Origin of the sequence: Mucilaginibacter sp. UYP27, from assembly GCF_040547175.1 — a bacterium.
Taxonomy (GTDB): Bacteria; Bacteroidota; Bacteroidia; order Sphingobacteriales; family Sphingobacteriaceae; genus Mucilaginibacter.
On sequence record NZ_JBEPPE010000001.1, the window covers coordinates 588,115 to 600,385 of the forward strand.

12 protein-coding genes and 1 tRNA gene are annotated in these 12,271 nt (G+C 42.7%); 7 read left to right on the forward strand and 6 right to left on the reverse strand.

Annotation, left to right across the window (positions count from 1 at the left end; genetic code table 11):
• Positions 1-57: 57 nt before the first annotated feature.
• On the reverse strand, positions 58-273 hold the full coding sequence (locus ABIB39_RS02630; RefSeq protein WP_354427052.1) for a hypothetical protein: 216 nt from the start codon (positions 271-273) through the stop codon (positions 58-60).
• Positions 274-397: 124 nt separating this feature from the next.
• On the opposite strand from ABIB39_RS02630, the gene ABIB39_RS02635 reads away from it, so the two are divergent.
• Entirely contained in the window at positions 398-985 is a 588-nt protein-coding gene (locus tag ABIB39_RS02635) for a porin family protein (RefSeq protein ID WP_354427053.1), read from the forward strand.
• 379 nt (positions 986-1,364) lie between these two features.
• On the opposite strand, the gene ABIB39_RS02640 is transcribed toward ABIB39_RS02635, so the two are convergent.
• Positions 1,365-1,476, reverse strand: a tRNA-Asp gene (locus ABIB39_RS02640).
• Between the two features lie 151 nt (positions 1,477-1,627).
• On the opposite strand from ABIB39_RS02640, the gene ABIB39_RS02645 reads away from it, so the two are divergent.
• The gene (locus tag ABIB39_RS02645) at positions 1,628-2,104 is read left to right on the forward strand and encodes an Lrp/AsnC ligand binding domain-containing protein (RefSeq protein ID WP_252758844.1); all 477 of its coding nucleotides are present in this window, start codon (positions 1,628-1,630) and stop codon (positions 2,102-2,104) included.
• 165 nt (positions 2,105-2,269) lie between these two features.
• Here the strand turns inward: ABIB39_RS02645 and ABIB39_RS02650 are convergent, their stop codons facing one another.
• The 4 genes from ABIB39_RS02650 to ABIB39_RS02665 form a co-directional block, all read right to left on the reverse strand.
• Positions 2,270-3,457: a class I SAM-dependent rRNA methyltransferase gene (locus tag ABIB39_RS02650; protein WP_354427054.1), complete on the reverse strand. Its 1,188-nt coding sequence runs from the start codon at positions 3,455-3,457 to the stop codon at positions 2,270-2,272.
• A gap of 30 nt (positions 3,458-3,487) precedes the next feature.
• Positions 3,488-4,090: a flavodoxin family protein gene (locus tag ABIB39_RS02655; protein WP_354427055.1), complete on the reverse strand. Its 603-nt coding sequence runs from the start codon at positions 4,088-4,090 to the stop codon at positions 3,488-3,490.
• 232 nt (positions 4,091-4,322) lie between these two features.
• Positions 4,323-5,453: a DUF6515 family protein gene (locus tag ABIB39_RS02660; RefSeq protein WP_354427056.1), complete on the reverse strand. Its 1,131-nt coding sequence runs from the start codon at positions 5,451-5,453 to the stop codon at positions 4,323-4,325.
• A 143-nt stretch (positions 5,454-5,596) separates the two neighbouring features.
• Positions 5,597-6,166, reverse strand: a complete 570-nt coding sequence (locus ABIB39_RS02665; RefSeq protein ID WP_354427057.1) for a thiamine pyrophosphokinase — start codon at positions 6,164-6,166, stop codon at positions 5,597-5,599.
• Positions 6,167-6,286: 120 nt separating this feature from the next.
• On the opposite strand from ABIB39_RS02665, the gene dinB reads away from it, so the two are divergent.
• The 5 genes from dinB (at position 6,287) to ABIB39_RS02690 (ending at position 12,223) form a co-directional block, all read left to right on the forward strand.
• Positions 6,287-7,345 carry a DNA polymerase IV gene (gene dinB, locus ABIB39_RS02670; protein ID WP_502916149.1) on the forward strand — a complete coding sequence of 353 codons (1,059 nt, stop codon included), beginning with the start codon at positions 6,287-6,289 and terminating at the stop codon, positions 7,343-7,345.
• A 239-nt stretch (positions 7,346-7,584) separates the two neighbouring features.
• Entirely contained in the window at positions 7,585-7,908 is a 324-nt protein-coding gene (locus ABIB39_RS02675) for a hypothetical protein (RefSeq protein ID WP_354427058.1), read from the forward strand.
• Positions 7,909-8,010: 102 nt separating this feature from the next.
• Entirely contained in the window at positions 8,011-9,540 is a 1,530-nt protein-coding gene (locus tag ABIB39_RS02680; RefSeq protein ID WP_354427059.1) for an ammonium transporter, read from the forward strand.
• 65 nt (positions 9,541-9,605) lie between these two features.
• Positions 9,606-10,832 carry a Na+/H+ antiporter NhaA gene (gene nhaA, locus ABIB39_RS02685; RefSeq protein ID WP_354427060.1) on the forward strand — a complete coding sequence of 409 codons (1,227 nt, stop codon included), beginning with the start codon at positions 9,606-9,608 and terminating at the stop codon, positions 10,830-10,832.
• 92 nt (positions 10,833-10,924) lie between these two features.
• Entirely contained in the window at positions 10,925-12,223 is a 1,299-nt protein-coding gene (locus ABIB39_RS02690) for an ammonium transporter (RefSeq protein ID WP_354427061.1), read from the forward strand.
• The last annotated feature ends 48 nt before the right edge of the window (positions 12,224-12,271 follow it).

Below are 12,271 nucleotides of genomic sequence, written 5' to 3' on the forward strand. Positions count from 1 at the left end.
AACCTCTTGAACTATAAATATATAAAAGCCAAACGGCTTTTATATAATAAACTAAATTTAAAGGCGGTTAGTATCCATGTTCACCAACGCTTTGGTAAGAGTAAATACCACGTATTTACGGTCGCGGTTAACCAGGTCCATCAGGCGGGTTATCAGGCTGTCTTCCTGGCCTTCGGTATATTGTAATTGCTCGTCGGTAAGGTTGTTATATTTGCGCTGAACCTTAATTTTTATACGTTCCCAATCCTTGTTACTGATCGTTATCTCTGCCATACAATAAAATATTTAAGCAAAAATATAAAAAATACCCCGCTACAGGCGTTTAATATCTTGCAGAGTGTTAAACTTTTAACACTCTGCACATCTAACTTTTTTTATCAACTAAACAATTACTACTATGAAGAAATGTTTGTTAAGCGTTGCCATACTATTTATGGCGGCAATAAGTGCCCAAGCACAGTTCTCGCTGGGTGCCAAAGCGGGCGTCAACTTTTCCAAGATCAGTGCCAATAATGTAAGCGAATCTACCGTGGCGGGCTATCAGGCAGGTTTATTTGCGCGTTTTGGAAGCAGCCTTTATTTACAGCCCGAGCTATATGTAGCCAGCAGCGGCGGTAAGTTCGATTTTAATAACAACGGCGGCACTGTAACTACAAATGGTAAGGTAACCTTTACCAGCATCAATATACCCTTGTTAATAGGTAAAGGTTTTGGTGGCGATAACCTAAACTTTAGGATTATGGGCGGCCCGGTTTACAGCTACCTGATGGATAAAAACCAAAACTTTAGCGATAACGTAAGTGGCGCTTACAATGATTTTGGCAATTACAAAAAAAGCACGCTGGGTTACCAGGTAGGTGGCGGTATTGATATTGGCCATATAACTGCCGATTTGCGTTACGAGGGTGGCCTTACTAAAATAAACGAAAGTTATGGCCAGCGCCAAAATATATGGGCTTTAAGCGTAGGCTTTAAATTCTTTTAATGAGAGATCTGATTATTAAATATTATGCGAAGATCCCGGTAAACAGCCGGGATTTTTTGTTTATTAGTATATCAACACGGAATAATGAAGTAAATCCAATACCCGAAGTTCAAATTCATTATTCGATATTAAATGGTCGTGTGATAGGTTAGAAAAAAAATCTCTTATACAAGTAAAGCCCCTGATGGGCAGGGGCCTTTACTAACCAATTATAAACCTAAATTATGAGAAGAGCTGTAGGAGAAGGGGTCGAACCTTCAAAGAGTGGTTATTCTTATTGCTAAGAGTTTCCCATTATCTCCGCCACCGCGACAAGGAGGTGTGTCTGCCAAAATTTCACCATCCTACAGGATGTTAATTAGATCTTCCGATCTAATAGCTGTTGGGGAAGGGTTCGAACCTTCAAAGAGTAGTTAGCCCGCTTCGGGTTTTCCATATTCTCCGCCACCGGGACAAGGAGGTGTGTCTGCCAAAAATTTCACCACCCAACAATGTTTGTTTTTAAAGAACGATAAAGCAATTGTCATTTGCTCTATACAAATCTAACAGAGTTGATACTTTCTTGCAAATATTTCAACAAAATATTTTTATTTTTACTTTTATTATAATTATACTTGTATTTGAATATAGATATTTAAAATTATGCCTCACAGGAAACCTCAAAATTTAGAAATTGATAATCTGGATATACAGATTTTATCGATATTGATGAAAAATGCGACCACACCTTACACCGAAATCGCAAAAGAATTGATCGTTTCAGGCGGAACCATACACGTGCGGATGAAAAAGTTAGAGGAGATGGGTGTAATTAAAGGTGCCAGCCTGGAAGTAAACCCGCAAAAGCTGGGTTATGATGTAACCGCTTTCCTGGGAATATTCCTGGAGAAAGGGTCGCAGTATAACGATGCCGTAAAACAATTAAAGGCCGTGCCCGAAATTGTAGAGCTGCATTATACAACCGGCAGCTACAGCATTTTCGCTAAAATTGTATGCCACGATACCAACCACCTGCGCGAAGTGTTAAACGAAAACATCCAAAGCGTAAAGGGCATACAACGCACCGAGACCTTTATATCTCTTGAAGAAAGCATCAAAAGGCAAATAACTTTAGATTAATTTTTACTTAGGTTTCCTGCCGATAGTATAACCGCGCATAATTGCGTGGTATAAAGCAATCTCCAAACTGTGTATTACGCATAGTTTGGAGGTTGCTTTGTTATGGATGGGTTGCCGTGACCAAGCCTATATATTAATGACATATTTAGTTAGCAGGAAATTATTCTACCAAACCCTGCACAATAACCCCTTCAAATACTCCCCTTCCGGGAATGATGCCCTAACGGGATGGTCTTCGGGTTGGTGAAACTGGTAGATGAACTGCACCTGCTTGCCGGCATCAAGGGCAGCCCAGGCCAATACTTGTTTAAAAGTTTCCATATCCATAGCGCCCGAGCAGGAGAAGGTAGCCAGCAAGCCGCCGCTGTTTAGCAGTTGCATGCCTAACCGGTTAAGATCTTTATAAGCCCGCGATGCCCTATCCAACGCCGACCGCGATGGCGCATACTTTGGCGGATCGAGCACAATGATATCAAACTTGGCGTCTTCATCCCTAAACTTACGCAGTTGTGCGTTCACGTCAGATTTTATGGCGTTATGCTCCATCCCCTCAAATTTATTTAAGCGGATGTTTTCCTCAAGCGTTTCCAGCGCAAGTGCAGAGCTATCTACACTGGTAACAGATGCCGCACCATGTTTGAACGCATTTAAAGTAAAACCGCCGGTATAACTAAAGCAATCCAGCATCTTCTTGCCTTTCGCGTAGCTTGCCAATAATTGGCGGTTATAACGCTGATCGCAATAAAAGCCTGATTTTTGGCCTTCGGTGATGTTGATGCCATAGCTGATGCCATTCTCTTTTACCATCACCAATTCGGGTGGTTGGTTGCCGGCCAATAAAACGTTGGTGGTTTCCAGCCCCTCGTGCGAGCGGGATGTTGCATCACTTTTATCAAAGATGCTGGTCGGCTTTAAAAGTGCGTTAAGCTCATCTATAATAACCGGCATGGCGTTTTGCATACCCGATGTTAACACCTGCACAGCTAAGTGGTCGGCGTATTTATCTACGATAAGGCCGGGCAGGTAATCAGATTCGCTGAAGATCAAACGGCAGGTATCCGTTGTTCCGTCGGCAAGGATATGGGCACGGCCGGCAACAGCAACCTTTACCTTTTCACGAAACCAATTATCATTAACAGCAACACTTTCATCCCATTCCAATAACCTGACGGCAACGCGCGATTGATCGTTGTAAAAACCGTAAGCCAGGAAACCATTCTTGCTATCCAACAGGCGGATAATTTCGCCATTAACAGGTTTGCCCTTCACGTTTTCTATCGCGCCCGAAAATACCCAGGGGTGCTTATGCAATACGGCTTTCTCTTTACCTTTCTTTAATACAACGTCGATCATACCGCAAAGGTAATGATATCAACGCCAATGTTATTCCCTGCCGGGAATGGGTGTGGTTTTTAAGGCTGTAGCAACCGCCACCACATTTGCGGCAGCAGCCCTACCCGTTTGTATCGACCATTCTTTTCGATAATCGCTCTCCAGGTAGTTATCCCCGGGACCGGGACCATTGTTCCAATAGGTGTAAGATTGCGGCGCGATGGTAAAGCCAACGTCCATCAGCGCGCCTGCTATTTCTGATACTACGTGGCGGGCGCCATCCTCTGCACCGGTCACTACAAAGCCCGCAACCTTGTTAAAAGTAACCGGCCGGTTCTGTGCGTCACGTTTTGGGTAAAGCCCGTTTATACGTTCTAAAACTTTCAGAGCTTCGCTGCTCATGGTTCCCATCCAAGTGGGGGTGGCTATGATTAATATCTCGGATGCTAAAAGCTCTTCTAAAATAGCGGGCCAGGCATCGCCTTCGCCCAAGTCAGATTTTATGCCCGTGATAATATTGAGATCTGCCACGCGAATCATGTTCGTTTCAACCCCAAGGCTTTCCAGCTCGCCAACAAACTCATTAGCCAATGCTTCAGTATTTGATGCTGCCGGCGACGGCTTAAGGGTGCAATTTAATATTAGGGCTTTCATAATTATTAATCCTGTAAATAGGTTTATGGCACACGTTTGAGCGAGCCTGACAAACATCGGCACATTTCGGTAATGCCCATGATGCGCATGTCTCATAACCTAACTTAACAAATAATGCACGGGGGATAAAAATTGTTTGGATGAATTCCAGCCCCGGGTTTATCTGTAAATATAGGGCACAAAAAAAGGCAGGTGCTTTGCAGCACCCGCCGTTAAATACATTTTTAATAATTTAGTTATTGTCTTCGGGCTCGTCTGTTGCAAGGCCTACAACTTTATATACTTTGTTATTATCGTTATCGCGTGTTTCCTGGAAATAAGTCCCATCAGGAGCTACGTATAATTTTTCACCGTTTACTTTGATCTTACGGCTATCCTGCGGCAAGGTGGTTAAAACGTCGCCTATCTGATAAGGCTGGTCATATTCAGCACCGGCACCTGCGCCACCATCGGCTGTATTCAGTTCACCATCTTTACCGGCAACTTCGTAAACAACGGTACCATTATCTTTGGTAACCGCGCGGTAATACACACCGTTACTTTCGTAGTATTGCTCGCCATTAATGGTAATAGCATCAGCTTTAGATGGTAATGAATTTACCTCGGCACCTACCGGCGGTTCAACCACCGTGTATTGGTTATTGTATTGCTGGTAGTATAAACCATCGCTGTAGTAGTATTGGTAATCGCCGTAATAGAAAGGGTAGTAGCCAAATGGCAACACGCCTATGCTAAAACCTATCCGTGGCAAATAATACGAATTGTAAAACCCACGGTTGTTATAAAATCCGCGGTTAAAATAGCGTGAACCGCCATAGTAGCCACGATTGTAACCATAACCGTAACGGCCATAGTTGCCACCACGGTAACCGCCTCTTACGCCACTACCGTAATTACCACGGCTATAGCCATAATTACCACGGCTGCCCGCAACTGCTGTACCACGGCCGCCAAAGCCTGTTGTACCTCTTGTTCCTGCTATGCCGCTATTGTTAGGGCGATTAAAACCACCTGAAGGGCGACTGAAACCACTATTATTTGGACGGCTAAATCCACCAGACGGACGGCTAACACCTGCATCACCTGACGGGCGACTAAAACCACCTGATGGACGGCTTACGCCAACACCGGCAGATCCTCCGGATGATGGGCGGCTAAAACCACCGCTACTGCCACCGCTTGACGGACGACTAAAACCGCCGCCACCACCACCGCCGCTAAAGCCACCTGATGAACGGCTTCCGCCGCCGCCACCACCACCACCGCCTCTGCTACCACGTTGGGCATTGGCAGATAGGCCAAAAGACAGGAGTAACACTCCGCTTAAGGCAATAGTTAATAATTTTTTATATCCTGTTTTCATCTTGAAATTTATAATTGATCGGCACCTTCAAGGCCGATGTATGTATAAGACTATGAAACACATCAACGGTTTAATTAATGTATAATTATTTTTGTACAAAAAACAGGCCGCTAATCAGCCTGTTTGTCAGGCTTGTATCCTAATCAGATCTCTTCTGAGATAAAAAGGAAATCTCCGTCAAAATCAATGCTGATAAACCCATCGCTTGTGGTTACAAAACCACCATCACCATTATCAATCAACCCACTGGTTTGTAGGTTTGAAGATATCGATAAAATGCGAATATCTTCGCCCGCGGGTTTCCATTTATTAAAGCCTGGTGTAACCGGGTAAATTTTTTGGTTACCGCTGTATATCACGATGTTTATTTTAGGGGCGAAGGCCGTAAAATCATCAAAGCTAACCACATCGGCCACTACATTAACGGCTTTGTATTCGTTTTGGATGAGGAAGTTTAAAGCGGCCTCTACCTGCGATGTCCCCGCTTGCGGGATCTGTTTGATATCTGATTGCAGGGTTTCGTCAATTTCATCGGCTACAATAATATCTATCTTTATTTCGTAGCTGTTCATCTGCTCAGCAATTAGCGGCGTGGTTATTACTGTGGGGCTCCACTCCAGCAATTGGCCCAATAACTCTTCCTCGAAATTATCGACACTTAATAACAGCAGGGCAGGTTCCTGTTTTTCGCGTACAATGTGATGGGATGACATTATATTTATATGCAGTTGAGTAATTTTGCCAAAGGTAAATTAAATAACCAGTTTTAATATCCGTAACATACAGTGGCCGACAACGAAATATCGATAAAACGTAAAATAATCCATATTGATATGGACGCATTTTACGCGTCGGTAGAGCAGCGCGATTTCCCCGAGTACCAGGGCAAGCCTCTTGTTGTTGGCGGCCTGCCCGAAGGACGGGGCGGTGTGGTTGCTACCGCCAGTTACGAAGCCCGCAAGTTTGGGATCCGTTCGGCCATGTCGTCTAAACAAGCATTGCAGCTTTGCCCGCATGCCATATTTGTAAAGCCACGTTTTGCCGCTTACAAGGAGGTATCGCAGAAGATCCGCGAGATTTTTGGGCGATATACCGATCTGATAGAACCGCTCTCGTTGGATGAGGCGTACTTGGACGTTACTAACGATAAACTATCGATAGGCTCTGCTATCGAGATCGCGCAACAAATAAAACAAGCCATAAAAGATGAATTGAACCTTACTGCATCTGCCGGGGTATCTATCAATAAGTTTGTAGCGAAGATCGCGTCGGATATTAAGAAGCCCGATGGTTTGATGTTCATAGGCCCGTCATCCATAGAAAATTTCATGGAGCAGCTGCCGGTAGAAAAGTTTTACGGCGTAGGCATGGTAACAGCCCAAAAAATGAAAAAACAGGGCCTGTTTACGGGTGCCGACCTAAAGAAATTAACCCTGAAAGATATGACCGGCCGCTTTGGTAAAGCAGGCACCTTTTATTATAATATAGTGCGGGGTATTGATGACCGCGACGTGCAACCTCATCGCGAAACAAAATCAATGGGCGCTGAAGATACTTTTGCTTACGACCTGACCGATATTGAGGAAATGCACGCCGAGTTGGAAAAGATAGCCAAAACAGTGCATGACCGGCTATTAAAATATCATTTAAAAGGGCGCACCGTCACCCTCAAGATAAAATACAGCGACTTTAAGCAAATAACACGCAGCCTTTCACTCCCGGAGAATATAGATGATGCCAATACTATATTGAGCACATCTAAAACATTACTTGCCGCTACCGATACCGAAAATAGCCGGGTAAGGTTGTTGGGAATCACAATTTCTAACTTTTTGCCTATAGAAACTAAGGTAAAACCGCAAACAGACCAGCTTTTTCTCTTTGACATTTGAAATAATCCAATAATCCCTGCCGATTTCCTGAATTTTCTGAAAAGATATAATATCTGGCCTGAATTTAAAAATATGCCCATAAAATGATAAAATAAAGGTTTTTCAGACACCAGATATTAAATAAATAAGATTAATTTTTCATTATAAGACCGGTTTTTTGAAAGAATTTACAAAAAAATACAATTTTTATTGATAATATTGTTTTAATATTGTTATTTTAGCATGTGCAATTGACAGTATTGAAAGATATTTTAATGATTAGTAATAGATTTACGCCATTAAGGGATTTAATTTCCGCGCCATTTAGATATATTATTAATTTAATAGTTGTTTTTCGTTTAAATAACATTGCTGAAACCTTAATCATCGTAAAAAATAAGTTTGTTTACATGATTAATGATATTAAAAACACCAAAACCCTTGATAAGGCTTTCATTTTTATCCAAAACAAGCCAAAATTTGCATTAAACACCGCGACAGTTTATATAAATGTTTCTAATTGTGATTTAATTAAACCGGCATCAGCTTACAGGTTGCACCTTGGGCTGGTGCTGTTTTCTTAGTACTATTTAAGCTAACAACACCAGGGCTATTATTCATTATCGCGCACTAAAATACTGACCTGACTAATAATAACTATTAACTAAACTTTATCCTTTAAAACTATGAAATTAAAATTTCTACCAAAAAAAATCCCATCCTACCTGCTTGTTGGCCTGATAGTATTAGTGTTGCTAACGGTTTTCCAGCCACTGCGCTCTCTGGCACAAGATGCTACAGGCGCTAAAACCGGAACCGCAGCCGATGTTACAGCTGCAAAATCCGGTCAGCCAACCGCTACCGAAATTGTTGACGCTATTGGGCACAACAAAATTGCCATCAACATCATGTGGACCCTTATAGCAGGGTTCCTGGTAATGTTTATGCAAGCTGGTTTCGCTTTGGTTGAAACCGGGTTTACACAAAAGAAAAATGTTGCACATACCATGGGTATGAACTTTATGGTTTATGCGATCGGCATGTTCGGATTTTGGGTTTGCGGCTTTGCATTTATGTTTGGCGGCGCGCTTAACGCGGCTACTTTAGGCGGCGCACCGGGCGTAGTAAGCCACGAAGTTGTGATACACTTGTTTGGGCACGACTTTGGCATTGCCGGCTCTGTTGGATTTTTCTTAAACAGCAAGGTTTATGATGTGGGTGTATTTACCCTTTTCTTATTCCAAATGGTATTTATGGATACGACCGCCACTATCCCTACGGGTTCAATGGCTGAAAGATGGTCATTTAAGTCTTTCCTGATATTTGGCTTATTCATCTCCATGTTCGTGTATCCAATATACGGCAACTGGGTTTGGGGTGGCGGCTGGCTGTCTCAACTGGGCGCTAATTTTGGATTAGGGCATGGCATGGTTGATTTTGCGGGCTCATCTGTTGTGCACCTTGTTGGTGGTATTGCAGCCCTTGCAGGCGCTATAATTATTGGCCCGCGTATCGGCAAGTTTAATGCCGATGGTTCAGCTAACACTATCCCCGGGCACAATATCCCAATGGCATTATTAGGTACTTTTATTTTGGCTTTAGGCTGGTTTGGCTTTAACCCTGGCTCTACATTGGCCGGTGGCGATTTTCGTATCAGTATAGTTGCCGTAAATACCATGATGGCCGGTACCGCTGGCACACTGGCTGTGTTAGCTATATTGTACATGCAAGGTAAAAAACCAGACCCGGGTATGCTTGCAAATGGCATGCTTGCAGGTTTGGTAGCTATAACAGCACCTTGCGCGTTTGTTAACTCATTATCATCGGTTATAATTGGCGCAATAGCGGGTTGCCTGGTTGTATTAGTTATTCATCTGATGGATAATAAATTTAGAATTGACGACCCTGTAGGCGCGTTTGCAGTGCATGGCGCCAATGGCGCATGGGGCGTTTTATCATTAGGCCTTTTTGCTGATGGTTCATACGGCGATGGCTGGAATGGTGTTAAAGGCACTGTAAAAGGTGGCTTTTATGGCGATTGGGGCCAGCTTGGCGCACAGTGCATTGGCACAGTAACCTGTGTAGTATTTGTATTTATCGTGATGTACATCTTCTTTAAAATATCAAATAAAATTACCCCTATCAGGGTTAAAGCAGAAGATGAGATTGCAGGGCTTGACATACCTGAAATGGGCGTTTTAGGCTACGTAGATTAATTTGAATCATAATAAATACCTGGCTACATCAAATACAGCCGGGTATTTATAACTATAACATTGCCATGGAAAAATTACTGATCAAAGCAATTAATCCGTTAAGGATATTAATAAATGACAGCCGCTTTACCGGCATCATGCTTATTGTGTGTACCATGGTATCTATGTTACTGGCTAATATGAGCGGAGTTACGCACTTGTACCGGGATTTTTGGAACCGCGACTGGTTACATAACCCCACATCTTTTCATGCACCTGAAAACTTTACGAGCTTTATAAATAATTTCCTGATGGCATTCTTTTTTTTAATGGCCGGGATGGAAATTAAAAGGGAGTTGATCAATGGTGAACTTTCGAGCTTAAAAAAAGCCATTTTGCCATTTGGCGCTGCTCTTGGTGGCATGGCTGTTCCTGCTATGATATTTGTGGCGTTTAATTTACACACCAGCTATGTACATGGCTGGGGCATACCTACCGCCACTGATATTGCTTTTTCTGTAGGGGTTGCGTCGTTATTGGGCAGCCGGGTACCTGTAGGGTTAAAAATATTACTTATGGCCCTTGCTATAATTGACGACCTTGGCGCCATTGCGGTAATAGCCTTATTTTACGGCGGCCATCTTAACTGGGTGTTGTTAGGTATTGCAGCTATACTTTACGCGGCATTATTTGCCTGCAACTATTTTAAGGTAAAGTTTGGTGTGATACAAATAACATTGTCGTTATTGATATGGTATGCGATATTTAACTCTGGTGTTGAGGCAAGTATAACAGGCGTATTGGTGGCATTTGCTACCCCTGTAAAAACATTGCCTAAAATTGAAAAAGCCATTCACGGCTGGGTTAACTTTTTGATTTTGCCCCTTTTTGCACTTGCTAATACAGCCATATTAATGCCCGAGCACATCGTAAGTTCATTAGGGACAAGCTTGGGTATGGGTATCATATTTGGCTTGGTTATAGGTAAACCGGCAGGCATTTTCTTGTTCAGCCGTGTGCTTGTAGCATTAAAATTGGCCAGCCTGCCAAATAATGTTAAATGGAAACAGGTTTTTGGTATGGGCACGTTGGCCGGCATCGGTTTTACCATGTCCATCTTTACAACAATGCTTGCTTTTAAGGTAGAAGCATTGCAGGATATTGCAAAAGTGGCCATTTTGGTAAGCGTACTATTATCCCTGGTATTCAGTCTCGCTTATTTCATAATCCTTAACATTAAATCCAATATCCAGCATTTAACCGACGAGTTGAAAAACTCTTCTATGAATGAACCGGCTATGAGGTTAAACTGATCATTACATTAATTATAAAAATTAATTATCGGCCCAACCACCCGATTAATTAACTATGTACTAAACAATCAATTATTAACTTAAATCTTAACATGAAAAAAATTGTACCCTTTGGAATTCTCGTTATTGTAGTTATCCTGGCGTTTATGTACCCGGGAGCAACAGTAGCTGCCAAACCGGCAACTTACAATGGTGCCGATGTTGCATGGTTGCTAATTTCAACCGCGCTGGTATTATTAATGACACCTGGCCTTGCCTTCTTTTACGGCGGTATGGTGCGTAAAAAGAACGTTATTTCTACCATGTTGCAAAGCTTTGTATGTATGGGCCTTATCACTATCATTTGGGTAGTATTTGGTTTCAGCATGGCTTTTGGCGAAGATGTGGGCGGCTTGGGCTTAATTGGTAACCCAAAATCATTCTTCATGATGCAAAATACTATAGGTGTTTCATGGGGAACTATCCCGGTTATTCTTTTTGCCATGTTCCAGTTAAAGTTCGCGGTTATTACACCAGCGCTTATTACCGGTGCATTTGCCGAACGTATCCGTTTCAACTCATACTTAATTTTCATTACTCTATTTATCGTTATTATTTACATCCCGTTAGCACACGCAACATGGCACCCACAAGGCTACTTCTTTAAAAAGGGAGTGTTAGACTTTGCAGGTGGTACCGTTGTACACATGTCTGCCGGTTGGGCTGCACTTGCATCAGCACTATATCTTAAAAAACGTACAGGTGCCGAAGAGGTTCACACCCCTGCACGTATCAGCTACGTAATATTAGGTACAGGCTTACTTTGGTTTGGCTGGTTTGGTTTCAACGCAGGTTCTGCATTAGGTTCTGGTGAACTTGCTGCTACTGCATTGGCTACTACTACTACCGCATCTGCTGCTGCTGCCATGTCATGGATCTTCTTTGATATCCTGAGAGGTAAAAAACCATCGGCAATGGGCGCTTGTATTGGTGCTGTTGTAGGTTTGGTTGCTGTAACACCTGCTGCAGGTTATATCACCGTATCAAGCTCGCTTATTGTAGGTATAGTTGCCGCGGTTATTAGTAACCTGGTAGTTATCTGGAGAAGCAAAACCAACATTGATGATACACTTGACGTATTCCCTTGCCACGGTGTAGGTGGTATGGTAGGTATGTTAATGACCGGTATCTTCGCTACTAAAGCTGTTAACAGCGCTGGTAACGATGGTTGGATAAATGGTAATTTCTCATTATTTCAAACACACTTAATTGCATTGGTTGCCGTATCGGTATTTGCTTTTGTAGGTGCATTTGTACTACTTAAAGTTACTGACCTGATCAGCCCGCTACGCGTTACTCCTGAAGAAGAGCTTGCAGGTTTGGACGTAAGCCAGCACGACGAAGAACTATAATAACAACACTATACTGACTAAACTAACTAACGAAGAAAAGGGGGTGCG